Below are 24,130 nucleotides of genomic sequence, written 5' to 3' on the forward strand. Positions count from 1 at the left end.
CTGTCAGACTGGACAAGCATCACCACGGGGGCCATAACCTCGGCGACGATCGTCGGCTCGGACCCGGCCTTTGGGATATGTGGTGATGAAAGACTTTCTCCTGCGCGTCTTTACCTGGTGGAACAAGCAGACGTTCGGAACGCAGTTCTGGACGTGGCGGTTTGGCGAACGGGTCGGTCAGGACGAGTTCGGCAACACCTACTATCGCACGAAGGGTGGCGCCAAGGATCCGGCGCTTGGTTTTGAGCGCCGCTGGGTTGTGTATGCCGGCTACGCCGAGGCCTCGGCCATTCCATCGGGCTGGCATGGGTGGATGCACCACACGACCGACGTCCCACCCACCCAGGACGGTTACCAGCCCAAGGAGTGGCAGCGGCCTCACCGCGAGAACATGACGGGCACACCTGACGCGTATCGCCCGGCCGGTTCCACACTCGCGGAAGGTCGCCGCCCGCAGGCGACCGGCGACTACAGCGCCTGGACCCCTTGATCTCGGACCCCTCGATCTTGGACCCCTCGATCTCTTGGTTGCCTTTGCCTCGGGAACTGCTGCCCTAGCCACGATCGCGCGGTGGGCCGCTGCGAGCCCCGCGCCATGCCGGTAATCTGGGGCAGTCAGGCGCCAGTCCGGCGCGTCGACGTGAGGGAGTTCGCGCGCCTGGAGGAGGCGCTCGCAGCGGACGCCTCCGCATGGCTGTTGCCGCGATCGCAAGACGCAGATGCGCGCGCCTGGAACCATCGCATCCGAACAATCAGAGGCATGACCGGGCTTTTTAACGGTTCGGCCTATTTCGCCTGCACATTAGGCCCGCATGTCGCGGGGGTTGCTATCATCAACAGCCGGCATGCGGAGTACCTTTACCTGGAGCTCTTGCTCACGCATCCCGGCCAGCAGGGCGCGGGATCGCTTCTGATCGAGCATATCGTGAACGATTGGGCGCGGCCGGTCACCGAAGTCAGGTTGGCGACGCTGGTCCGGGCAAGAGATTTCTATCTGCGTCTGGGCTTTTTGCCGCTGCAGGAGAATCAGATGCGTCTCGATCTGCGCGGAAGCCCCCAGTGGGAACAAGCCGGCGGCCGATGGCGCCTCAAGGCCTATGCCCATCTAGCGAACTTCGCGACATGGAGCGACGAGACATCGCCGCTTCCGCCGAAGGCACCGCCTCCCTAGCGGGCAGCGATGGCAATCCGTTTTCCATGGATTGCCTGTTATATCTACGATCCATCAGGCTAGTTTCCATGGCGCGCGGCTGCCGCGGATGGAATGGTGATCCCCAATGACGCAGAGATGGCTCGCGCGACCGCCGATCCGGCCGATCGGCCAAAGTGAATTTCATCGGCTGCGCGCGGCATTTCGCCATGAGATCGGGCTTTGGCGCTGTCAGGGCGATGAAAACGATCCCCACATCAAAGTGTGGAATTACCGCATCGGCTCGACACGGTTCCTGACCCATATTGGATTGGGCGACGTTCACTTCGGTTATTTCTTCGGCGAGAGCATGGTGGGCCTTATCTCCATCACCCTGTCGGCCGATATCGGCACTGTCGAGACTTTGATGAGCCATCCTGGACAACAGGGTGCCGGCTCGATGCTGATCGAGCACGCCGTGAACGCTTTGCCCAGCATCCGGATGCTGAAATTGGTGAGCCTGGACGAAAGCCGAGGATTCTATGAGCGCCTCGGCTTCGTGCGCGCCGGTCGCGCCATGGAGCTCGACGTGACGAGGAGTGATGCCTGGCAAAGGGTGGACGGCCGGTGGCGCATCGCGGCCTATGTCAACCTTCGTGGCTATCTGGCACCTGGACGATTGTGACATGGCCCGAATTCGCGTCGCGGGGGTGTCGCAAGGGACGCCGGAGGGTGTATGCAGTCACGTCGGCTTCCCTCCTGATTGAGCTGCGATAAGATAGAACAATGAATTCCAAGCTTCTGCCCGCTCTTGCCTTGGCGATGACCTGTCTTGTTGGGGCCAGCCATGGTGCCAAGGCGGATCGAATCAAAAATCCCGTCGCGGTTTTCTCGGGCCTGGACAAGATCACGGGTCGCATCGTCTCTTTCGAAGCGGCCGTTGACGAGACCGTTCAATTCGGTGCCCTGCAGCTCACGCCGCGCGCCTGCTATACCCGGCCGGCCACCGAGACGCCCAACACCACGGCGTTCGTGATCGTGGATGAGGTGACGACGGCCAGCAATGAGCGCCGCCGTCTGTTTTCAGGCTGGATGTATGCGGCAAGCCCGGGCCTGCACGGCATCGAACATGCCGTCTACGATATCTGGCTGACCGATTGCAAAGGCGGGACGGAGGTCATCGTCGAGCCCAAGGACGGAAGCGGTGACACCGCGCCGCCCGAGGTTCCTCCTTCGCAACGTCCCGCACCCACCCGTCGCTGATACTCACGCCGGTAAAGCCAGTTCCGCCAGCGCTTCAGCTCCACTGACGTCAAGTCCGGGCGGCCAGCTCCACCATTCGCCCTGCAGTTCGAGCGCGGCTTCGAGCTCCGTCATATAGGCCTTGCGTGGAACGGCGAGCGCGCCGAAGCGAGCGAGATGAGCCGTCACAAACTGGGTGTCGAGCAATGTGTAGCCGCCGCGTCTGAGGCGCGCGACGAGATGCACCAGGGCGACCTTCGAGCTGTCGCGCTCGCGGTGAAACATGCTCTCGCCGAAAAAGGCGGCGCCCAGCGAGACGCCGTAGAGACCACCGACGAGGCGGCCAGCGTCGCGAACCTCGACGGTATGGCAATAGCCCAGGTCGAATAGCTCGCCATAAAGCGCGCGGATGCGGCCGTTTATCCAGGTTTCCTCGCGACCATCATCCGGCGCCGCGCAGCCGGCGATCACCGCGTCGAAATCCTGGTCGACGGTGATCTCGAAACGGTCCGAAGCGACCGTGCGCGCCAAGCGCTGGGGGACGTGGAAGCCGTCGAGGGGAATGATGCCTCGTTCCTTCGGCTCGACCCAGAACAGGCCTGGGTCGTCGGCGTTTTCGGCCATTGGAAACAGCCCGCTCGCATAGGCCCTGAGCAGGATCTCCGGCGTGATTTCGACCGATGACCGATTCATCACCGCCCTATACCGAGACGGGAGGGGATGGAACATCATCGCCCCATCTCCCGATATTGATAATAAAATCAATCAGATATAGCGATATGCTGATCTGATGATATCGCATTTCGCGTTAAATGGAGGACATTATTTCGTCGACGCCGCCGTCATCGAGGAAATGCTCCAGCCAGTGGATATCATAGATGCCGTTCTGGATATCCTGGTTGCGCACGAGGGTCCGGAAAAGTGGCAGGGTGGTCTCGATGCCATCCACCACGAATTCGTCGAGCGCGCGCCGCAGCCGCATCAGGCATTCCGTTCGTGTGCGGCCATGAACGATCAGCTTGCCGACGAGTGAATCGTAGTGCGGCGGGATGCGGTAGCCCTGGTAGACGGCCGAATCGACACGCACGCCAAGGCCACCCGGCGGGTGGAAATAGGTGATGGTGCCCGGCGACGGCCGGAAGGTGGCCGGATGCTCGGCATTGATCCGGCACTCGACCGCATGGCCCTCGATCTGAACGTCCTTCTGCGAGATCGAAAGCGGATTGCCGGCCGCGATGCGGATCTGCTCGTTGACCAGATCGATCCCGGTGATCATTTCAGTGACCGGGTGCTCGACCTGGATGCGCGTGTTCATTTCGATGAAATAAAACTCGCCGTTCTCATAGAGGAATTCGACCGTACCCGCGCCGAGATAGCCGAGTTTCTGCATAGCCTTGGCGACCGTGTCGCCGATGCGCTCGCGCTCAGAATGGTTGAGCGCGGGTGAGGGCCCTTCCTCCCACACCTTCTGATGGCGGCGCTGCAACGAGCAGTCGCGCTCGCCGAGATGGATGGCGTTGCCCTTGCCGTCGCCGAGCACCTGTATCTCGATGTGGCGGGGCTTCTCGAGATATTTCTCGATATAAACAGCGTCGTCACCGAAGGCGGCACGGGCTTCCGCGCGCGCGGTGGCGAGCGCGTGATGCAACTCGTCGGCCGAGCGCGCCACCTTCATGCCGCGTCCACCGCCGCCGGCCGCCGCCTTGATGAGCACGGGATAGCCGATATCGGCCGCCACCCGCGTCGCTTCCTCGGCGTCGGTGATGCCACCGTCCGAACCCGGAACGCAAGGGATGCCGAGGCTGCGCGCCGTGCGCTTGGCTTCGATCTTGTCGCCCATCAGGCGGATGTGCTCTGCCTTGGGGCCGATGAAGGTGATGCCGTGATCGCTGAGCACCTCGGCGAAATGGGCGTTCTCCGAGAGAAAGCCATATCCGGGGTGGATGGCATCCGCGCCCGTGATCTCGCAGGCCGCGATCAACGAGGGAATATTCAGATAGCTCTCGCGCGCAGCCGGCGGGCCGATGCAGACGCTCTCGTCGGCAAGCCGCACGTGCATGGCATCCGCATCCGCCGTGGAGTGCACGGCAACCGTCGCAATGCCGAGTTCCTTGCACGCCCTCAAGATGCGAAGCGCGATTTCCCCGCGATTGGCGATGAGGATCTTGTCAAACATCGGCATCGTCATTCGATCACGAGAAGAGGCTCGCCGTATTCCACCGGCTGCCCGTCCTCGACCAGAATGGCCGTCACGACGCCCGCGCGCGGCGCGACGATATCGTTGAAGGTCTTCATGGCCTCGACGAGCAGGAGCTTGTCGCCCTTCTCGACGCGTGTGCCGATATCGATGAACGGCTTGGCGTCCGGTGACGGGCGGAGATAGGCGGTGCCGACCATCGGCGAGGTGACGCTGCCGGGGTGGTGCGCATCCGGCTTGGCCGGTGCAGAGATCGCGGCGGGGACGGGCGCGGCCGGGGCAACGGGCGCTGCAACAGGCACATGCACCGCCGTCGTCACGTTGCGCGCCACACGAATGCGCAGATCTCCCTTCTCGACTTCGATCTCGGTGAGATCCGTCTCGGAAATCAGGCGTGCCAGCTCGTGTACGAGTTCAGGATCGATCGGGCTTTGCTTGGCCGTTGGCAGTTTCGTCATTGAGAGGTTCCGGTAGCCTTGGCGGCAGTCTTGGGGGCCTTCATGCTGTCGCGCTTCTCAAGGATCGGCACGAGCGCGTCAAAGGCCAGATCGTAGCTCGCTGCGCCGAAGCCGCAGATGACCCCGATCGCGACTGCTGCGATGGTGGAGTGATGGCGAAATTCCTCACGCGCATGCACATTCGAGAGATGCACTTCGATGGCGAGGGCGTCGACGCTTTTGATCGCGTCGCGCAAGGCGATGGAGGTATGGGTATAGGCGGCCGCGTTGAGAATGATACCTGCGCCGGCGAGCCCTGCTTCCTGAATGAAGGTGACGAGGTCGCCTTCGCTATTGCTCTGGCGGAAGGTCAGTGCGACGTCACCACGAGCGGCCGCGCGATCACGCAGGCGCTGCTCGATATCGGCCAGGGTCAAGCTGCCATAGGTTTCCGGCTCGCGCCGTCCCAGCAGGTTGAGGTTGGGGCCGTTGATGACATGAATTGCGACCATATCCGCCCGAAGGTTGCGCCAAAACGAAAACGGGATCTTGGCTGATTGAGTTCAGTGGCAAGAGTGGCCCGATGGCAAGAGAACTTGATGGCTGCAATCAAACTGCCAACAGAATTCCCGAGCCATGACCGTGCTCTGCCGTTCCATCGCAAGGGCGCGTCTTAGCGCGAACCGCGTTCGAGGGGAAGAGCACGCGCTTCATCGACGATCGTCCCGGCGGGCCGGGCTCGCCGATGAAGCGCCGTCGCATGGCTTGATGCCGGGGGTCAGGAACAGGTGGTACGCCCGCACTGACGGACAGAGGCGATGGCCTGTTTCAGCGGATCATGACCAACCGCGCCGAAGACCACATCCTTGCCGAGCACGAAAGCCGGCGTCCCCGTCAGCGAGAGCCTGTCCCCGAGGGCGAGCGTCTCTCTGACTTCCGCCTTGAGCGCGTCGGACGTCGCATCCTTTTCGAGGCGTGAGAGGTCGAGCCCCATTTCCTTCGCGACCGCGACAGCCCGCTCCTTGCCGACCAGGCCCTTCGAACTCATCAGTCGGGTGTGATAGTCGAAGAACTTCTCGCCGGGGAGTTGATGTTGGGCGGCGCGCGCGTAGAGCGCCGCATCCAGCGATTCAGGGCGAAGGATCGGGAAATCCTTGAGGATCACGCGCAGCTTCGGGTCCTGTTTCACAAGCGCGGTGACGTCGTCGAGCGCTCGCTTGCAGTAGCCGCAGTTGTAGTCGAAAAACTCGACGAGGGTGACGTCGCCCTTCGGGTTGCCGACGACGATATTGCCCTCGGCGTCATAGAGCGCGGCCATCTCCGCGGCCACGGCATCTTCCTGTGCCTTGCGCTGGCTTTCCTGCTGGCGTTTCTCTAGCTCGACCATGGCCTCCTGAAGCACCTCGGGATTGCGCAGGAGATAGTCGCGCACGACCTGCTCGATGGCCGTCTTCTCCGTGACCGACAGTTCCGCGGCCGCGGCTGGCGCCTGGACAAGCGACGGGGTAGCGATGAGCGCCAAAACGGCGAGAATTGCGGCGCGCGAAAGGAACGAAAAGCGCATGCACGATATCCAATCTGTCAAAAGCGTTCACACCCTGTGCGCCCGGATTGTGTCACTTACCCGGCGGCCGCTCCGGTTGATAGGCTAAAATGTCGTCGGCGCGCAGCCAAGCCGGCGAATTGGGCTTGAGCTTCGCCTTCGCGCGAGTTGCCTGCGTGGCGGCCTGATCCCACTCGCCTCTGGCGAAATAGTATTGGCTCGCCGAAAGCTCGGCCATGCCGATGTCACCCTTGCGGGCATAGGCTGTCGACAGATCGCGGAATGCATCGGCAAGCTCGGGCTCGCGCTGGGTTGCATTCGAGAGCTCACGGATGGCCTGGTCGATGGTGCCCGGGTCGCCGGAGGCAACCATCGCTCGACCGAGCATGGCGCGAATCAGCGATGAGGACGGGGCGAGAGCAACGGCCTGCCGCAACGGCGCAATCGCCTCCCGCGCCCTACCGCTCTCCAGCAGGGCTTGGCCCTTCATCTCCCAGAAATAGGGATTTTTCGGCTGCTCGCGCAGAAGCTCGTCCATCAGGGTCACCGCCTGGCTGGAGCGGGCGGTCTTGTAAGCCAGGATCGCGCGAGCATAGCGGGCCGCCACCGACCGGTCGCTGGGAGGATAGCGGCGCATCACCGTTTCCGGCCGTTCGGTGAAGCCCGACAGCTTGGCGCGCATCAGTTCGTGCCTGGCGACGAGTGATGCTGAATCCTTCGTGTTGTAGGCGGGGCTTTTGGTAGCCAACTGCTCAAGCGCTGACATCCGCTCTTGGGGCAGGGGGTGGCTGAGCACATAAGGGTCCAGACCGGATGTGCGGAACAGGGCATTGTCCCCCATCCGCTTCATCGTATCGAGCAGGCCCTTGGCCGACTGCCCGGTGGCGGTGAGATAGCGGACGGCAGCCTGATCCGCGGCCTGTTCCTCTGAGCGCTGGTAGGAGAGCAGATTGCGCCGGACAAGTTCCTGCGAACCCGCCAGCACGCCGCCTGCGCCGATGCCACCCTGGCCGACGCGCCCGCCGCCGGAGCCGACCATCGCGCCCGCGCCTGCCAACATGCCGACGACTGAGAGGATCTTGGCATTGGCGATCTGCTGGTGCAGGCGCGCCAGATGCCCGCCGGCGATATGTCCGCTTTCGTGGGCGAGCACGCCGATGATCTCATTCGGCGTGCGCGAATCGATCAGTGCCCCGGTATTGACGAAGATCTTTTGCCCATTGGCGACGAAGGCGTTGAAAGTGGGATTCTGGATCAGAATGACCTTCACCGCGCTGACACGAATGCCCGCCGCTTTCAGGACCGGCGTGGCGTAATCCATCAGGAGCTTCTCGATCTCCGCATCGCGCACGATCATCGGGCTACGCTCGCCGCTCTGGGCCTTGGCGGCGGTGGGGACCAGAACCATGGCAGCGCAACTGACGCCCGCCACCATGCCACGGGTGATGGCAGCAGCCGCACTAAGCGGAGCCAGAAGACGCTTGGGAAAACGGAAAGATCGGGAGAAACGCATGCTGATGGAACGCACTCTTTCTTTCATCAGGTCCATGATTGCACGTCAGGATCACGCGACGTCATGCTATCGGGACAAATTGTAGAAATTCAGTCAAATCAGAAAGGCGTCATCGCGATTGACGCTCGTTTCGTCCGAGGTTCCTTTTATCATGACCAAGCCCGTGTCATCCGCTTCCTCCGATCAGTTCGGTCCTCGTCTCGCCGCGCGGATGGCCAACGTAGCGCCGTTCCTGGCGATGGACGTCCTGTCCGCAGCCAAAACCAAGGAACGCGCGGGAGACAGCGTGATCCACATGGAGATCGGCGAGCCCACAGCAGCGGCTCCCCGCCTCGCGCGGGAGGCTGCCCAGGCCGCGCTTGCTCTCGGTCGTATCGGCTATACCGAGGCTTTGGGCCTGCCGAGCCTGCGCGCGGCGATCGCCGGCCATTACCGTCGTCTCTATGGGCGCAGCCTGGCGCCTGAGCGCATCGCGGTGACGACAGGGTCCTCGGGAGGATTCGTACTGGCGTTCCTCGCGCTCTTTGAACCAGGCGCGAGGGTCGCGATCGCCTCGCCGGGCTACCCCGCCTATCGCAACATCCTGCTCGCGCTGGGCCTTGAGCCCGTGCCGGTTGCCGCCGATGCCTCATCCGGCTGGGTCATGCAGGCCGAGACGCTGCGCAGCATCCATGCGCAGGCGCCGCTCGCGGGCGTCCTGACCATGAGCCCGGGAAACCCGACCGGCACCCTGATGGGCCGCGACGCCCTTGAAGCGGTCGGGCGAACCTGCCGGGAGCTGGGGCTCTGGTTCATCTCCGATGAGATCTATCACGGCCTCACCTACGAGACGCCGGCTGAAACGGCGCTTGCCTTCGACGACGACGCCATCATCGTCAATTCCTTCTCCAAGTATTTTTGCATGACGGGCTGGCGCGTCGGCTGGCTGGTGGTGCCGGAACGGATCGTTCGTCCCATCGAGCGGCTCGCGCAGAATCTCTTCATTTCCCCGCCTTATCTCAGCCAGGTCGCTGCTGAAGCGTCCTTTGGCGCGGACGAGGAGCTTGAGGCGACCAAGGCAGGCTATGCCGCCAACCGCGCGTTGCTGCTCGGCGAACTGCCGCGAATCGGCCTCGACCGGCTCGCGCCGGCGGACGGGGCCTTCTACATCTATGCCGACATCTCGCGGTTCACGAACGATTCCATGGACTTCTGCCGACGCCTCCTTGTTGAGACGGGCGTGGCGGCGACACCAGGGCTCGATTTCGATCAAGACCAGGGCCATCGCTATCTCAGGCTGTCCTTCGCGGGATCTGAAGCTGATTGCCGGGGCACTGTCGAGCGGCTTCGCAATTGGTTGCCGCATATTTGAAAACGTATCGACACTCACATGCGAGCTCGTATTTGGCGTGTTAGTTCTATTCCGCTGAAATACCTGGAATAATAATCTAATTATTTTTTGTTATATTTTTACCCGCGCGCATTGCATGAAGTCAGGCGTAAATAACATTATTTTCAACAAATATTTATGCAATTGGAAGGCATTGTTTTATTTCATTAAGAGTTTTTCATGGCGGATTTTCTATCGGCGGTTGGCGGAGCGCTTCTTGCTGCCTGGTCTCAAACGCCTGTCGGAGCGGGTGTCACTGCCCTGTTTCAACCACAGAATGTTACGATTAACCAGACTATTGAGCGAACAACGCGCGGTGTTGAAACTCAAAATGTAACCCCCCTCCCAGCGGGGCCGATCGATTGCGAGAGCAATCTTAAGCCCGGTTGGACAAGCGACGGCTCACACAAGGGCCTTCCTCTGCCCTCGTCATGCCTGACCACATCTTCCGGTGAAACGCCAAAGGCCCCGTTGGTCGAGGCCAATGCCGGCGCAGGCGAGGAGAGCAAGAGCACCGAGCCGCAGCAACCGGAGGGAGGGAACAACGCGGAACACCAAGGCGACGGGAAACACAAGGGCGATGGGGAGCACAAGGGCGAAGTGCCCAAGCCCCAGGGCGAAACGCAGAAGCGTGAGAACAGCGCCGAAAAGCCTTCGGCTTCTGCCAGCGATACGACCAAGGGCGATGCGGGCTACAATCGCATCTCACCGTCGCGGAGCGACGTGGCGCGGATGGCACTCGCGGCGCAACGCTTCAGCCGGGGGCTCATTGCGCAGCATCAATTGAACGCCGACGGCGGAACTGTGGCTGATGACAAGGCATCGGCGGGTGGTCCTGACGGGACGCTGTGGATGTCCCCGGTCGTTGGTCTGGGGCGTATCACCGCGACACGTGGTGGAAGGCTGCGCTACGACAGCAGGGGCGTCTTCGTGGGAGTTGACCGGACGTATGGCAATCTTCTTGTCGGCGGTATGGTTGGTCATCTTTCGACAAGCGGCCGGAGCGCGAACGGGAGGATCGATCATGACGGCTTCCAGGCGGCGCTCTATGGCCGTGTGGACCTCGGGTCATTCGTGTTGCGCGGCGATATCGGAGGATCCTTCAACTCCTATGCTTTGAGCGAGCGATCCCTCGCGGCTATGTCACGGCGCGACATGCAACGGTTCAGCGCCGCTGGCTACGGCTTCTCGGGGGGGGCCTTCGCCGGCTATGTGACGCAGATGGCCGGGATACGTGTGATCCCGGAGATCGGTCTGGAATTCGATCGGACGACGTTGTCTGGAATGCGCGGCGCGGCAGCCAGCGCTCGTCCCGATCTGGCCGGCGCCGTGACAGTCAACAACCTCCGTGGTCTAGTCGGTGGGCGCATGGAAATGCCCTTGCCGTTCAAGAAAGCCGATGGCGTGAACGTCAAGCTGAAGGCTTACTGGGCAAGGGATCTGGTCGCCGACAGTCCCGCATCCGCCATCGTGTTCCCGGCGGTCTTCAACCAGATGGCCGCGGACCAGAAAGCCACGGGCGCGCGCAGACGCTCGCCTGACGCGGCGATCCTGGGGGCCGAAATCGAGGGCCGGATCGGGAAAAACACCACACTCAGCGCAAGTTACGTCACCGAACGACGTGGCGCGGAGACTAGTCACGCTGTGCTGGCGGGCTTGCGCGTCAACTGGTGATCCTTTTCCGGGCATTCTGGATGCCTGGCAAGGTTCCCACGGGAGGCGGCCTGTCACATGGCAGCCTCCCGTTCATCGCAGATCGCATCCCTGTTCAATCTGTTATAGACAACTGGCCTCGTGGCTTGCTCCCGTCTCGTTTCCAGGACGCTGAATGCCGGCCCTGACGGCAGAGGGAACAAGCCAGGGATCACCATGAACATCGCTCCGCCTCAGCCCCAACACGGCAGGCTCACCCATGCTGAGGTCGTGTCGATCATTCTGGGCGTGATCCTGGCGATGTTCCTGGCCGCTCTCGATCAGACAATCGTCGCGACAGCCTTGCCGACCATCGGCCACGCCCTCGGCGACGTCGTCCATCTGCCTTGGGTGGTGACGGCCTATCTGCTCGCCGCAACGGCCGTGACGCCGCTTTACGGCAAATTCAGCGATGTTTACGGCCGACGCATTACACTGCTTGTGGGCATCGGTATTTTCATCGTCGGTTCCGTGCTCTGCGCGCTCGCCCCGACAATGCTCACGCTGATCGTCGGCCGGTTCATTCAAGGGCTTGGCGGCGGCGGGCTTATCGCGCTCGCCCAGACGATCATAGGCGATATTACCTCGCCAAAGGAGCGCGCCCGCTATCAGTCCTTCATCGCTTCGGTGTTCCTGTCCGCGAGCGTGCTGGGCCCGCTGCTCGGCGGCTTCTTCGCCGACAAGCTGCACTGGTCCCTGATTTTCTGGATCAATCTCCCGCTCGGGCTTCTCGCCTTCCTGATGACCTATCGCCTGCTGCGCAAGCTGCCTCGGCATGAGCGCAAGCATCGCATCGATGTGCTGGGCGGGATCATTCTGCTTGCCGCCACGGTTTCGTTGATGTTGCTGCTGAATTGGGGCGGTATCAACTATCCCTGGCTTTCCATCGAGATCATCGGGCTCGCGGTCGTTTCCGTCCTCGCCTGGATCGGCTTCGTCGCCCGTCTGCATGCCGCGCCGGAGCCCTTCCTGCCGCTATCGCTGCTCAAGAACCAGGTCGTTCGCACCGGCAATATCTCGACCGGATTTTCGATGGGTGCCTTCATCGGACTATCCATCTACCTGCCGATCTACCTGCAGACCGTCTATCGCTTCAGCGCGGGCGCGAGCGGTGTGGCCCTGATACCGCTCATGGCGGGAACAGTGTGCGGAGCATTCATCTCCGGCATTCTGATGCCGCGGGTCCGGCACTACAAGCGCCTTCCGGTGGTGGGCTTGTCGATCTCGACGATCGGCCTGATCATCCTGGCGATCCATCCGGAGCCCCTCCCACTCCTGGCTCTGGAAGCCATTTTCATCGTCATCAGCATGTCGCTGGGCACATCGCTGCCGGTGACGACCATATCTATTCAGAACGCCGTGCCCTTGCACCAACTCGGGATGACGATGGCGTTGATGAATTTCGCGCGGCAGTTGGGCGGCGCGGTTGCCGTCGCCATCTTCGGGGCCATTGTGCTCGGGCTGCTGTCGCACAGCGGTGAAGGCCTGAGCCACGAAAACCTCTCGGCTGCCTTCTCGGCCAGCACGGTGGATTTCGCGCCGACATTCCGGTGGGTTTTCATTGCGGCCGCTATTTGGTTCGGCATTGCCCTGTGCGCCCTGATCCGCATGGAGGAGCGCCCCCTGCGCAGCACGATCGGCGAGGCACCACCCGCAGCGATGGAGTAGGGGGCCAAAGTTCCACGCGGCAACAAAAAAGGGCGGTCGAACCGCCCTTTTTTTGTTGTCCTACACCCGGCACGGCTCCCCGAACTGTTTCGGAGAGCCCGCAACGGTCGGAGCGTACTAACCGCCGGTAATGGTGGCTTTAGCCCTTGACCACCAGCCCGTGCGCTTGGGACGATCTTTAGCTGGCGCGGATGCCTGCGCAGGCTCCACCTCGGGTGCTTGGGCGGCCTGTTCATCCGACGCGGCGGCAGGCTCGGCTTCTTGCGCGTCCGAAGCATCGGCGCTTGCCCCAGCCTTTGCCTTCGACGTCTTTGCCCGAGCCGTCGTCGCGGTCTTGCGCGGCGCACGGGTCGATTTTTTCTTTGCAGGCGTTGCGTCCTTCTCGGTGGACGCCGCTTCAAGAGCCGTCTCTTCGCCAGAAGCGGTTTCCGTTTCCGGGGCAGCCGCGACAGCATCTTGCGCCACAGAGGGTTCCTTCGTCGCCGCTGCCTTGCGACGGCGAGGCTTTGGCTTCGCCGTGGGCGCGGACTCAACTGTCGGCTCGGCCTCGTCAGCCGGGGCGACCGCCGGCGCAGCCGTCGCCTCGGCCTTCGCGGCCTTGGTGGAACGGCGGCGCTTCGGCTTGGTCGAGGGCTCGGCGGAAGGGGCCTCCGCGACGGTCGCCGGTTCCTCGTCCACTAGGGCCTCCACCGCCTCAGGAGCAGCGTCGGCTACCGCTTCAACCGGGGCGAGGATGTCGTCTGCGATCGGCGTGGCATCGTTGGCGGCCGCAATCGCCGGCACCTCGCCCTGAACTTCCTCGGCCGCGATAGCGTCGGAAGTGTCCTCGGCGTCGGCCTCATCTCCGGACGAATCCTGGTCGGCTGTTTCAGCGTGGAAGCCGTTCGCGGATTCGCCACGATTATCTCCGCCGCGACCGCCGCGCCGCCGCCGCCTGCGCCGTCTGCGCCGGCCACCTTCATCGCCATTGCCGCCTTCAGCTTCGCGGCGCTGGCCATCCGGATGCCGTCCGGCGGCTGAACCGCTCTGGGCCGCTTCAGCTTCAACTGGCTTGTCCTCGTCCCCGGAGGTCTCCTCGTCGCCTTCATCCTCGGCGGCAGGCTCGTCCTCCTCCTCTTCAGGAATGATGGTGTCGACCTGCACGCGGGCCGGGAACATCGAGGGTTCGGGCTTGACCGCGAGCTCGCCGCGCTCCAGCGCAAAATGCGTCGCGCCAACGAAGCTTTCATCGGCGACGACGGTAATCGTCACGCCGAAGCGCATCTCCAGATCACGCAGATGGCCGCGCTTCTGATTGAGGATATAGAGCGCGACCGTCGCGGGCGTCTTGATGGTGACGTTATGCGTGGCGCTCTTCAGCAGCGTCTCCTCGACGGAGCGCAGGATATGGAGAGCGATGGAGGGCGTTGCACGCACGAAGCCGGAGCCGGCGCAATGCGGGCAGGGGACGGAAGAGCTCTCCAGGACGCCTGTGCGGATGCGCTGGCGTGACATCTCCATGAGGCCAAAGGCCGAAATGCGCCCGACCTGAATGCGCGCGCGGTCGTCCTTGAGGCAATCCTTCAGCTTCTTCTCGACAGCGCGATTGTTGCGCTTTTCTTCCATGTCGATGAAGTCGATGACGATGAGCCCAGCCAGATCACGCAGGCGCAGCTGCCGGGAAATTTCCTCGGCCGCCTCGAGATTGGTCTTGAGCGCGGTGTCCTCGATATTGTGCTCGCGCGTCGAACGCCCCGAGTTCACATCGATGGAAACGAGCGCCTCGGTCGGGTTGATGACGATGTAGCCGCCGGACTTGAGCGTCACCTGGTTCGAGAACATCGCGTCGAGCTGGGACTCGACACCGTTGCGCACGAAGATCGGGAGGGTCTCACGATAAGGCTGGACCGCCTTCGCATGGCTCGGCATGAGCATGCGCATGAAATCCTTGGCCTCGCGGTAGCCGTCCTCGCCGGACACGTGAACTTCATCGATGTCCTTGTTGTAAAGGTCGCGGATGGCACGCTTGATCAGCGAGCCTTCCTCATAGACGAGGGCGGGGGCGGTCGACTTCAGGGTCAGCTCGCGCACGCTCTCCCAGAGGCGCAGGAGATATTCGAAGTCGCGCTTGATCTCGGCCTTGGTACGCAGGGCGCCGGCGGTCCGCAGGATGATCCCCATCCCATCAGGAACCTCGAGCTCCTGGGCCATTTCCTTCAGGCGCTTGCGATCGGCCGTATTGGTGATCTTGCGCGAAATGCCGCCGCCACGAGCGGTATTGGGCATCAGCACGGAATAGCGACCGGCGAGCGAGAGATAGGTGGTCAACGCGGCGCCCTTGTTGCCGCGCTCTTCCTTGACGACCTGAACCAGCAGCACCTGGCGACGCTTGATCACTTCCTGGATCTTGTACTGGCGGCGCAGGGGGCGCTGGCGGCGGTCCGGCAGTTCCTCGGAGGCATCGGCCGATCCGCCGACCTGCTCGACGACGTCGTCCTCATGGGCGGCGTCGTCGCCATCGCTGTCGCCGTCCTCGTCGGACGTGGCGTCGGAGGTTTCGCCCTTGGCTTCGGCGACCGAGTGATCACCGTCCTGCCGGCTCTCGTCCGCTGCGGCCTCGGCGGTTGATGGGGCGGATGTCGCGGCCGCGTCCTCGGCGGCCGTTTCGTCACCACTGTCCGCGGGGACGGCGGCGGCGCTGCTCACCGTCTCGTCGTCATTGCGGCGTCGTTCGCGTCCCCGCGAGCTGCGACGGCTGGCGGCGCGCTCCTCGTCACGCTCGGCATCGCGCTCGGCCTGGGCCTCTTCCTCGATCAGGGCCTGCCGATCGGCGACCGGTATCTGGTAGTAGTCCGGGTGGATTTCGCTGAAGGCCAGGAAGCCGTGCCGGTTGCCGCCATATTCGATGAAGGCGGCCTGGAGCGAGGGCTCCACGCGCGTGACCTTGGCGAGATAGATGTTACCACGCAGCTGCCTGCGGTTGGCCGACTCGAAATCGAACTCTTCAACCTTGTTTCCGCGAACCACGACCACCCGGGTCTCTTCCGGGTGGGCCGCATCGATAAGCATTTTGTTGGCCATTGTTAACTCTCGTATGGGCGGCCGTCGCGCGGAGAGTCATGGGCCTGGACGTCTTGATGCTGAAGGCCATGGCGCCGCTGTCGAGCGACGGCCTGCCAATCCGGAACAATCTGCCAGTCCAACCCGCCGGGGAGGCGGGGACACGCGAAAGCACGCTGACGCGCCGGGGGAGGCCGGCGCCAGATGGATGTGAAAGGTGGGATGCACAACGGGCTAGGTGACGACGGCAGGCGGAAAACGCGGACGGGTGCGCAAACCCCGCCGCCGTGTCTGTGACGGCCAGCGTTGCTGCGAGGCGTGCCCGGTCCGGTGAGCTGCCCATATCCTCCAAGCCTTTAACTCATCAGGCCCGCGAACGCCGTGACCGGCGTCCGCGAGAGGCTACGGGTGCGCCGCAGCCATTATTTCAATTCCATGCCGAGGTACCCGACGCTCAGGCGCGGGCCATGACGGGCCCAGTCGCTTTGCTTGTCTGGCAGCCGCCGCGCGGGTGCGTGAAGCCGCCGCGCGTACACCGGAATGGAGACATGATTTCATTACAGATGCATAGCCGCCTTTGGCAAGCGTCATCCACAAGGTGATATGCGTGCAACGCTGTTTCCAAACCGTCAACGAGCCTGAATGATTGATTAACCATCAGTGACGTATGCCTTACATAGTGGGGCGGATCAGAAGCTTCGCGTGTGCCGGCCAACTGAAGCGATCACGGGGGATCGATCGAGGCCAGTACGGGTGATGGAGCGTGAATGATACGGATGCCTTGTGTACACGACGACTGAAATCCAGAGACGCCTCGTGCGTTTTGCCGTGGCCGGGGTGCTGCTGCTGCCCCTATGGGGCTTTCCCGTTGGCGCGGGCGCAACCGACGGGCGGACCGGCGACGCGGCTTCCCGTCAGGCCAGCATGGTCAGGGCCACCGCGGTCGCCATCGATGCGCGCAAGGATACCGCGCGGCTGACGTTCACGCTGACCGCGGGCGTGGAGGCGAAAGCGTTCCTTCTGGAGCGGCCGGACCGGGTCATCGTCGACTTGCCGGAAGTCAATTTCCAGTTACCCAAGAATGCCGGGCGCCCACCCGCCGGAAAGGGACATTTCATTGGCTCGTTTCGATTCGGCCTGTTCGCGCCGGAGCGCTCGCGCGTGGTCATTGACCTGCGTGAGCCCGCCCTCGTCGGCCGGGTCGAGACCGTCCGGACCGCGACTGGCGCGGAACTCGTCATCGAGCTGAACAAGGCAACCCGCGGCGCCTATCGCAAGGCCGCGCTTCGGCCGATGGTCGATTCAGGCGACGGCTTGCCGGGGCAGCAACCGGATACGCCAAAAGCGGTGACCCACGGCCCCAAGAACGAAGCGCTGCCGCTGGTGGTGATCGATCCCGGCCATGGCGGCATCGACCCTGGCGCCCAGACAGGCGACGGTGTCCTGGAAAAGGATGTGGTCTTCGCCTTCGCCCAGCGCCTGCGGGACATGCTCGAGGCGAGCGGCCGCTATCGCGTGATGATGACGCGCACGACCGATACCTTCATCGCGCTTGGCGCTCGCACGCGCGTGGCGCGGCAGGCCGGTGCCGATCTCTTCATCTCGATCCACGCCGACACGTTGGGCTCGGGTGGCGGGGTGCGTGGCGCCACCATTTATACGGGGTCCGATCTCGCCACCGATCTTGAATCCGCCCGCCTCGCCGACAAGGAAAACTTGGCCGACCAGATCGCTGGCGTCGAGGCGGCGGAAGACCCCGATGAGATCGTGGGGATTCTCGCCGATCTCACGAAGCGGGAAACACGGACCTTCTCGAACTCATTTGCCGGAAATGTGATCGACAGCTTCAAGGGCACGGTTCTTCTGAACAAGAACCCGCACCGGTCGGCAGGATTTCGTGTCCTCAAGGCCCCGGATGTGCCTTCAGTCCTTGTGGAACTTGGTTATCTCTCAAGTGCTAAGGATGCCGCGCTCCTCGTTTCGGACGAGTGGCAGAAGAATGCCGCCAATGCGTTGAATGAGGCCATCAGTCGCTATTTTTCTCAGCGCTCGCCCACGGAAAAAGCGGGCGGTGTCGCCTTTTCTCCATAGTTGTCGGTGATGTACCCGGGTACACACGGGCTGCGCTGGCACTGTTGCCTCACCTTATGGTAGAAGTAACCGTTTGAGGGCTGGCGGGATGACCGATCGACAGGGTGTTGGGAGGGGCTCGTTTTCTTGCCCTCCCGGCGTCGGCTTTGGACCAATTGTATGCGACTGATTCTGCGCTTTATCGGCTTTGCGTTCACGGCGGGCGCTATCCTGTTCCTGATTGGTGCCGGCGTGGTTGGCTACGTCTTCCACCATTATTCCCAGGACCTGCCCGACTACACGCAGCTTGCGGACTATGAGCCCATGGTGACGACCCGCGTCCACGCGGGCGACGGCGCCATTCTGGCCGAGTACTCGCGCGAGCGGCGGCTGTTCCTGCCGATGCAAGCCATTCCTCCGCTCGTGGTCGCGGCTTTTCTCTCCGCCGAGGACAAAAACTTTTACAAGCACGGCGGCGTCGATCCGGAGGGCGTGGCCCGCGCCGCGATCAACAACCTGCGCAGCGGTGGTCGCCGCCAGCAGGGCGCCTCGACGATCACCCAGCAGGTGGCGAAGAACTTCCTGCTCACCAACGAGCAGACCTACGAGCGCAAGATCAAGGAATTGATCCTTTCACTGCGTATGGAGTCGGTCTATTCGAAGGATCGCATTCTCGAGCTTTATCTCAACGAGATCTATCTCGGCACGGCGGGCGGGGGCCCTGGCAACTACGGCGTGGCCGCTGCCGCTCTCAACTATTTCGGCAAGTCCGTCAACGAGTTGACCCTGCCCGAGGTGGCTTATCTCGCGGCGCTTCCCAAGGCACCCACGAATTACCACCCCTTCCGGCAACGTGAGGCGGCGATCGAGCGTCGCAACTGGGTGATCGACCGCATGGTCGAGAATGGCTACGTATCACGGGCTGACGGCGACAAGGCCAAGGCGTCGCCGCTCGGCGTGTCGCCTCGTTCGCTTCCGGAAAGCTCGGCGGTCGCAGGCTTCTTCACCGAGGAGGTCCGTCGCGAGCTTGCCGAGCGCTACGGCGAGAAGGAGCTCTACGAGGGCGGCCTTTCCGTTCGTACGACGCTTGACCCCACCATGCAGGTGATGGCGCGCAAAGCCCTTGTCGATGGTCTCGTCCGCTATGACGAGTCCCATGGCTGGCGGGGGGCGCAACAGAAGATCGACCTGTCGCAGGGGGAATGGGGCGCGGCACTTGCCCAGATCAAGGCTTACGGTGACGTGAAGCCGTGGCAGCTCGCGGTCGTCCTGTCCTCCGACGCGCAGAAGGCGACGATCGGTCTGCAGCCGGTCCGTGAGCCGTCCGGCGCGATTCACGCCGAACGGCAGACCGGGACCATTGGGGTCGACGGTATCCGCTGGACACGCAAGGGCCGCGTCAACGCCGCCCTGCAGCCGGGCGATGTGATCTATGCCGAGCCTATCGATGGCAAGAGCGGCCAGTTCCGTTTAAGGCAGATTCCGGAGATCGGGGGCTCGCTGGTCGCGATGGACCCCAACACCGGTCGTGTCTTCGCGATGGTGGGTGGCTTCTCCTTCGACCAGAGTGAGTTCAACCGCGCCACACAGGCCTGGCGCCAGCCCGGCTCTTCCTTCAAGCCCTTCGTTTATGCGACGGCCCTCGACAACGGCTATACGCCGTCGAGCATCGTCGTGGATGGAGCGTTTGAACTCGACCAGGGCCCAGGCCTCGGCATGTGGCGCCCGGAAAACTACAACAGGAAATTCGCGGGTCCGCGCACGCTGCGCTACGGCATCGAGCAGTCGAAGAACCTGATGACCGTAAGGCTGGCGCACGATGTCGGCATGCCTCTCGTGTCTGAATATGCCAAGCGTTTCGGCGTTTACGACGACATGCCGCAGCTCCTCTCCATGTCGCTCGGCGCCGGCGAGACCACCGTGCTGCGCATGACGACAGCCTATTCGATGTTCGTGAACGGTGGCCGGCGCATCAAGCCGACCCTGATCGACCGGATCCAGGATCGCTGGGGCAAGACCGTTTATCGGCACGACGAGCGTCAATGCGTGAATTGCAACGCCGACTCCTGGTCCGACCAGCGCGAGCCGACTTTGGTCGACAAGCGTGAACAGGTCCTCGATCCGCTGACGGCCTACCAGATCGTGTCGATCCTCGAAGGCGTCGTCCAGCGTGGCACGGCAACCGTCGTGAAGAGCGTCGGTAAGCCACTCGCCGGCAAGACCGGAACGAGCAATGACGCCAAGGATGTGTGGTTCGTCGGCTTTTCGCCCGATCTTGCTGTCGGTGTGTTCCTTGGCTACGACAAGCCCCGCTCGCTCGGCGGGCGGGTCTCCGCCGGCGCGCTGGCCGCTCCGATTTTCCGTGACTTCATGAGCATGGCCCTGAAGGACAAGCCGGCGACCCCCTTCCGTGTCCCGCCGGGAATCAAGCTCATTCAGGTCGACGCTCATTCGGGACTGCGGAGTTCCGGCAGTGGCAAGGGAACGATCCTCGAAGCCTTCAAGCCGGGTACCGCGCCGCCGGATGGCGTTGCCATGGCCGCCGGTGGTGGGGCCACGGGCGCTGTGAATGCCGATAGCGCAGGGCGGGGCGGTGTCGGTGCCGGCACTGGCGGATTGTACTGACGTAGCCGACCCTTCCGCCTTCAATGATGCCCCATTGGCCCTTCGTGGGGTCGAGGGGCGGTCGGACGGGCACGGCCGCGGTTTAAAGAAGACCTTCGCAGCATTGGCATGTCGGCGCGGTTTACAGTCGGCGGCCCGATGCTCTATGAGCACAGGGTCGCGCATGCGACTAATCATACACGTTGGGTCGCGCATGCGGCTGATCATTCACAGAGACATTTGGTAGCCATGCGAGCCGAGATCGAAGCTCTCGTCGAAACCACCAAGCAGTCCGTGGGACTGCTGAGGAGGCATCTTTGACTGGGATGCTGCCACAAAACGCCTGGAAGAGCTGAACGCTCTATCTGAGGATCCGAATTTCTGGAACGACGGCGAAGCCGCGCAGAAGATGATGCGCGAGCGCACGGAGCTTGAGGACCGCTTGTCGGCGATCGCCCGCATCGAGCGCGAACTCGATGACGCCATCACCCTCATTGAACTGGGGGAGATGGAGGATGACGCGACCGTCATCGCGGAAGGTGAGGCCACTATTAAGGCGTTGCAGGCTGAAACCGCCCGGCGCCAGGTCGAGACCTTGCTGTCGGGCGAGGCCGACCAGAACGACACCTATGTGGAAATCCACTCCGGTGCCGGCGGCACCGAGAGCCAGGACTGGGCGCGCATGCTCATGCGCATGTATGCCCGCTGGGGTGAGCGCAAGGGTTACAAGGTCGAGCTCATCGAAGAGACCGATGGCGAAGAGGCGGGGATCAAGTCCGCGACCCTGCTCGTCAAGGGGCATAACGCCTATGGCTGGCTGAAGACGGAATCGGGCGTCCATCGGCTCGTCCGCATCTCGCCCTTCGACTCGAATGCCCGGCGCCATACGAGCTTCGCCTCGGCCTGGGTCTATCCGATGATCGACGACCGTATCGAGATCGATATCAAGGAATCGGATTGCCGGATCGACACCTATCGTTCGTCGGGTGCCGGTGGTCAGCACGTCAACACGACTGATTCAGCGGTCCGCATCACCCATATCCCCACGGGGATCGTCGCGGCCTGCCAGAACGAACGGTCGCAGCACAAAAACCGCGCTACCGCGTGGAACATGCTTCGCGCGCGTCTCTACGAGCTCGAGCTGAAGAAGCGGGAGGAGGCGGCTTCCGCCGAAGCCGCTTCAAAAAGCGAGATCGGTTGGGGTCACCAAATTCGTTCCTACGTGCTGCAGCCCTATCAGCTCGTCAAGGATCTGCGCACGGGGGTAACGTCCGGCACGCCTCATGATGTGCTTGATGGAGAGCTTGACCCCTTTATAGAAGCCTCGCTCGCCGCGCGCATCTACGGCGCCGCGGACAAGGTCGAGGACATCGACTGATCAGGCCCTTCGCCCATCCCTGTCCGGCGATCCGTCGGGCAGGGGGCTGATATCTGCCTATTGAATCTCCGCCAGCAGATCCGCGGCACGCAGGAAGCGTGACGGGTTGATCGCCTCGCCCGCAATCCGCGTTTCATAATGCAGGTGGGGGCCCGTTGAGCGGCCGGTGCTGCCAACCCTGCCGATCTGCGTGTCCATCGTGACGGGGGTTCCCGGACGCACGTCGATTTCCGAAAGATGGGCGTAGCGCGTGACCACGCCGTTGCCGTGGTCGATCTCCACCATCTTGCCGTAGCCACCCGAGTAGTCCGCGACGGTTACCCGCCCTATCCCTGTCGGAAATACGGGCGTTCCTTCCGCTTGCGCGAAATCGATGCCGGAATGGAGGGCGAGCCCGCGCGTGAATGGGTCCGCGCGCACGCCGAAGCCACTTGTGATCGTGGAATCGAAGCCTGGTCGCCGCAAGGGCAGGCTGTCGACGGTGCGGCGCAGCCTATACAGCGTGGTCAGGTCGATCTGAGCGGTGACAGCGGACCGTGTGAAGGGATCCGTCCTCGCTTGGTCCAGGCCCAGGAGCGGTCCGCCTTGCGCCGATCGCTGACCGCCGCCGAGGAGGGTGTCTGCGTCAAGACCGATCTCGGATATCACGCCCTTCAATAGCGAGGAACTGCGTCGCGCATGCTCGCTAAGGCCTGTGAGCGTCGATAGATGGCGCCGGTCCATGGCGTCGGCGAAGCGCTTGGCGCGCAGGATGCGTTCGCCGAGCGAATATTTGTCGGATGAGAAATGCGCGGGCAGGCGTGGCGACCCAAGGTTGCCTGGAAGAACCTGAGGGGCAGACGGCTTTGATATGCTCACGCCGTTCGTGGGGGGAGTGCTGGGAGGCGTGAAGACGCTGACGCCTGCCGCATCGCCGGCGACGATGGGACCACCAATAGGCATATTGGCCTGCCGGATCAGCGAATCGATCATGGCCTGACGATCCTCAAGCTGAACCTGGCGCTTGAGGAGCTCCATGATGCGCTCGTCGTAGATGTCCTGGTCGATCACCTGCTTGTCAGTGACTTCATCGAGACGCCCGCGAAAGTCGCGCAGACGGTCCTCATACTCGTAGCGCAGCTCTGCCTGGCGGGAGACCATCTTGCTGAGGAGCCCGTCGCGGAAGGCGAACGCCCAGGTTGCCGCCGCCGCCCAGGCCACTGCCAGCACGAAAGCCACAGCGAAGGCGAGGGCGACGGGACGGCCGATGAAGATGTAGTCGCGCTTCGTTTGCCCAGCGAAGACAAGCTCCCTGAACGGTTCGTCCCTTTCGAATAGGTCTTGCCTATCCGCCATGCCGATTCGTCCCATCTGTCACGGATATGGGGAAATTAATGGCATCGCGCGGTTAAATCACCGTAAAAGGTTGTTATAAATATTCTATGCAACCAGTGGTATTTTTGGGTTTGGCTTCAGGCGACGTCTGGCGCCGAGATCATCGGATCAGCAGCGTCGTGACGGCCCGCTGGACCGGCTTTCCGATTTCGCGGGAGCACAGGCCGCCTAGAGGGCGCGAGCGGCGGCGAGCACATCTTCGGCGTGGCCCGGTACACGCACCTTGCGCCAGATCTGCGCAATTCGGCCAGCCGCGTCGATGAGAAACGTCGCACGCTCAATACCCATGTAGGTGCGGCCATACATGCTCTTCTCGCCCCACACACCATAGGCTTCGATTGCCGATTTCTCGGGGTCGGCGGCAAGGGTGAGCGAGAGATCATGCTTGGCCTTGAACTTGTCATGGCTGGCGAGATCATCGGCTGAGACGCCGATGATCTCTGTTCCAGCCGCCTCGAACTCGGCGCGTAATGCGTTGAAATCCATCGCTTCGCGGGTGCAGCCGCTGGTATCGTCCTTCGGGTAGAAATAAAGAACCACCTTTCGACCACGCAACGAGGCCAGAGAAACCCTTTTCCCCGCGCCGACAGAAAGATCGAATGCCGGCGCGACGGATCCGCTCGTAAGGGTCATGATGCCTTCCTTTCGTCAGATTGAGGCGATTTAGAGTGCCGAGGGGCGATGGTGTCCCGCGAATCCGGTAAACTTCCAGCGCGTTGACACGATCTGCCATCGGCATGTGCACAGGATCGGCTATAGTATCTGCGGGTGTCTGGCGCAGCTGAATTTATTGCCGCCGATCAGGGATCGCGGCGACTGAACTGGCGGTCGTGCCGAGAGATTCTCATACAGCAAGGAGCGGGAATGCCTTTTGG

General features: G+C 62.8%; 18 protein-coding genes and 1 pseudogene. 10 read left to right on the forward strand and 9 right to left on the reverse strand.

Annotation, left to right across the window (positions count from 1 at the left end):
* Nucleotides 1–85 precede the first annotated feature (85 nt).
* The 4 genes and pseudogenes from KIO74_RS04800 to KIO74_RS04815 all read left to right on the forward strand — a co-directional run.
* Nucleotides 86–490 (forward strand): NADH:ubiquinone oxidoreductase subunit NDUFA12, encoded by a 405-nt coding sequence (locus tag KIO74_RS04800; RefSeq protein WP_213330945.1) that lies wholly within the window; start codon nt 86–88, stop codon nt 488–490.
* Nucleotides 491–595: 105 nt separating this feature from the next.
* The gene (locus tag KIO74_RS04805; RefSeq protein WP_213330946.1) at nt 596–1,171 is read left to right on the forward strand and encodes a GNAT family N-acetyltransferase; all 576 of its coding nucleotides are present in this window, start codon (nt 596–598) and stop codon (nt 1,169–1,171) included.
* Nucleotides 1,172–1,277: 106 nt separating this feature from the next.
* Entirely contained in the window at nt 1,278–1,814 is a 537-nt protein-coding gene (locus KIO74_RS04810) for a GNAT family N-acetyltransferase (RefSeq protein WP_213330947.1), read from the forward strand.
* 101 nt (nt 1,815–1,915) lie between these two features.
* A pseudogene (locus tag KIO74_RS04815) lies at nt 1,916–2,326 on the forward strand (DUF2155 domain-containing protein); the annotation flags it as partial.
* 69 nt (nt 2,327–2,395) lie between these two features.
* Here the strand turns inward: KIO74_RS04815 and aat are convergent.
* The 6 genes from aat to KIO74_RS04845 form a co-directional block, all read right to left on the reverse strand.
* Nucleotides 2,396–3,064, reverse strand: a complete 669-nt coding sequence (gene aat / locus KIO74_RS04820; RefSeq protein WP_213330949.1) for a leucyl/phenylalanyl-tRNA--protein transferase — start codon at nt 3,062–3,064, stop codon at nt 2,396–2,398.
* A 115-nt stretch (nt 3,065–3,179) separates the two neighbouring features.
* A complete protein-coding gene (gene accC, locus KIO74_RS04825) occupies nt 3,180–4,547 on the reverse strand; it encodes an acetyl-CoA carboxylase biotin carboxylase subunit (RefSeq protein ID WP_213330950.1) in 1,368 nt (455 codons plus the stop codon).
* 8 nt (nt 4,548–4,555) lie between these two features.
* Nucleotides 4,556–5,026: an acetyl-CoA carboxylase biotin carboxyl carrier protein gene (gene accB, locus KIO74_RS04830; protein WP_213330951.1), complete on the reverse strand. Its 471-nt coding sequence runs from the start codon at nt 5,024–5,026 to the stop codon at nt 4,556–4,558.
* Nucleotides 5,023–5,517, reverse strand: a complete 495-nt coding sequence (aroQ, locus tag KIO74_RS04835; protein ID WP_213330952.1) for a type II 3-dehydroquinate dehydratase — start codon at nt 5,515–5,517, stop codon at nt 5,023–5,025. The genes accB and aroQ overlap by 4 nt, the downstream gene beginning before the upstream one ends.
* Nucleotides 5,518–5,783: 266 nt before the next feature.
* On the reverse strand, nt 5,784–6,569 hold the full coding sequence (locus KIO74_RS04840) for a DsbA family protein (RefSeq protein WP_213330953.1): 786 nt from the start codon (nt 6,567–6,569) through the stop codon (nt 5,784–5,786).
* Nucleotides 6,570–6,621: 52 nt separating this feature from the next.
* A complete protein-coding gene (locus tag KIO74_RS04845) occupies nt 6,622–8,088 on the reverse strand; it encodes a M48 family metalloprotease (RefSeq protein WP_249730863.1) in 1,467 nt (488 codons plus the stop codon).
* 124 nt (nt 8,089–8,212) lie between these two features.
* On the opposite strand from KIO74_RS04845, the gene KIO74_RS04850 reads away from it, so the two are divergent.
* The 3 genes from KIO74_RS04850 to KIO74_RS04860 all read left to right on the forward strand — a co-directional run bounded on the left by KIO74_RS04850 (nt 8,213) and on the right by KIO74_RS04860 (nt 12,790).
* Nucleotides 8,213–9,412 carry a pyridoxal phosphate-dependent aminotransferase gene (locus KIO74_RS04850; RefSeq protein WP_213330954.1) on the forward strand — a complete coding sequence of 400 codons (1,200 nt, stop codon included), beginning with the start codon at nt 8,213–8,215 and terminating at the stop codon, nt 9,410–9,412.
* Nucleotides 9,413–9,901: 489 nt separating this feature from the next.
* Nucleotides 9,902–11,104, forward strand: a complete 1,203-nt coding sequence (locus tag KIO74_RS04855; RefSeq protein WP_213330955.1) for an autotransporter outer membrane beta-barrel domain-containing protein — start codon at nt 9,902–9,904, stop codon at nt 11,102–11,104.
* Between the two features lie 195 nt (nt 11,105–11,299).
* A complete protein-coding gene (locus KIO74_RS04860) occupies nt 11,300–12,790 on the forward strand; it encodes an MDR family MFS transporter (protein WP_213330956.1) in 1,491 nt (496 codons plus the stop codon).
* A 117-nt stretch (nt 12,791–12,907) separates the two neighbouring features.
* Here KIO74_RS04860 and KIO74_RS04865 read toward each other — a convergent pair whose 3' ends face one another.
* Nucleotides 12,908–15,850, reverse strand: a complete 2,943-nt coding sequence (locus tag KIO74_RS04865; protein ID WP_213330957.1) for a ribonuclease E/G — start codon at nt 15,848–15,850, stop codon at nt 12,908–12,910.
* 762 nt (nt 15,851–16,612) lie between these two features.
* Here KIO74_RS04865 and KIO74_RS04870 point away from each other — a divergent pair.
* From KIO74_RS04870 to prfB, 3 genes are all read left to right on the forward strand, one after another.
* Nucleotides 16,613–17,920: an N-acetylmuramoyl-L-alanine amidase gene (locus KIO74_RS04870; protein WP_291978829.1), complete on the forward strand. Its 1,308-nt coding sequence runs from the start codon at nt 16,613–16,615 to the stop codon at nt 17,918–17,920.
* A 159-nt stretch (nt 17,921–18,079) separates the two neighbouring features.
* Entirely contained in the window at nt 18,080–20,524 is a 2,445-nt protein-coding gene (locus KIO74_RS04875; RefSeq protein ID WP_213330958.1) for a penicillin-binding protein 1A, read from the forward strand.
* Nucleotides 20,525–20,752: 228 nt separating this feature from the next.
* Nucleotides 20,753–21,881, forward strand: a protein-coding gene (gene prfB, locus KIO74_RS04880; RefSeq protein WP_213330959.1) for a peptide chain release factor 2 whose coding sequence is annotated in 2 segments (ribosomal slippage) — nt 20,753–20,821 and nt 20,823–21,881 — 1,128 coding nt in all. Because the reading frame shifts where the segments join, the coding sequence is not laid out codon by codon here.
* A 57-nt stretch (nt 21,882–21,938) separates the two neighbouring features.
* On the opposite strand, the gene KIO74_RS04885 is transcribed toward prfB, so the two are convergent.
* Together KIO74_RS04885 and KIO74_RS04890 are read right to left on the reverse strand one after the other, a co-directional pair.
* On the reverse strand, nt 21,939–23,216 hold the full coding sequence (locus tag KIO74_RS04885; RefSeq protein ID WP_213330960.1) for a M23 family metallopeptidase: 1,278 nt from the start codon (nt 23,214–23,216) through the stop codon (nt 21,939–21,941).
* 207 nt (nt 23,217–23,423) lie between these two features.
* Nucleotides 23,424–23,888, reverse strand: coding sequence for a peroxiredoxin (locus KIO74_RS04890; RefSeq protein ID WP_213330961.1), 465 nt, complete (start codon nt 23,886–23,888; stop codon nt 23,424–23,426).
* Nucleotides 23,889–24,130 lie beyond the last annotated feature (242 nt).

It is taken from the genome of Chelatococcus sp. HY11, from assembly GCF_018398335.1.
In the GTDB taxonomy this organism is placed as follows: Bacteria; Pseudomonadota; Alphaproteobacteria; order Rhizobiales; family Beijerinckiaceae; genus Chelatococcus.

Coding starts and splice junctions, on each gene's coding strand:
- KIO74_RS04875 (WP_213330958.1), top strand. CDS start 18,080: ATGCGACTGATTCTGCGCTTTATCGGCTTTGCGTTCACGGCGGGCGCT.
- KIO74_RS04885 (WP_213330960.1), bottom strand. CDS start 23,216: ATGGCGGATAGGCAAGACCTATTCGAAAGGGACGAACCGTTCAGGGAG.
- aat (WP_213330949.1), bottom strand. CDS start 3,064: ATGAATCGGTCATCGGTCGAAATCACGCCGGAGATCCTGCTCAGGGCC.
- KIO74_RS04890 (WP_213330961.1), bottom strand. CDS start 23,888: ATGACCCTTACGAGCGGATCCGTCGCGCCGGCATTCGATCTTTCTGTC.
- KIO74_RS04800 (WP_213330945.1), top strand. CDS start 86: ATGAAAGACTTTCTCCTGCGCGTCTTTACCTGGTGGAACAAGCAGACG.
- accC (WP_213330950.1), bottom strand. CDS start 4,547: ATGTTTGACAAGATCCTCATCGCCAATCGCGGGGAAATCGCGCTTCGC.
- KIO74_RS04860 (WP_213330956.1), top strand. CDS start 11,300: ATGAACATCGCTCCGCCTCAGCCCCAACACGGCAGGCTCACCCATGCT.
- accB (WP_213330951.1), bottom strand. CDS start 5,026: ATGACGAAACTGCCAACGGCCAAGCAAAGCCCGATCGATCCTGAACTC.
- KIO74_RS04840 (WP_213330953.1), bottom strand. CDS start 6,569: ATGCGCTTTTCGTTCCTTTCGCGCGCCGCAATTCTCGCCGTTTTGGCG.
- KIO74_RS04865 (WP_213330957.1), bottom strand. CDS start 15,850: ATGGCCAACAAAATGCTTATCGATGCGGCCCACCCGGAAGAGACCCGG.
- KIO74_RS04845 (WP_249730863.1), bottom strand. CDS start 8,088: ATGAAAGAAAGAGTGCGTTCCATCAGCATGCGTTTCTCCCGATCTTTC.
- KIO74_RS04805 (WP_213330946.1), top strand. CDS start 596: ATGCCGGTAATCTGGGGCAGTCAGGCGCCAGTCCGGCGCGTCGACGTG.
- aroQ (WP_213330952.1), bottom strand. CDS start 5,517: ATGGTCGCAATTCATGTCATCAACGGCCCCAACCTCAACCTGCTGGGA.
- KIO74_RS04810 (WP_213330947.1), top strand. CDS start 1,278: ATGACGCAGAGATGGCTCGCGCGACCGCCGATCCGGCCGATCGGCCAA.
- KIO74_RS04850 (WP_213330954.1), top strand. CDS start 8,213: ATGACCAAGCCCGTGTCATCCGCTTCCTCCGATCAGTTCGGTCCTCGT.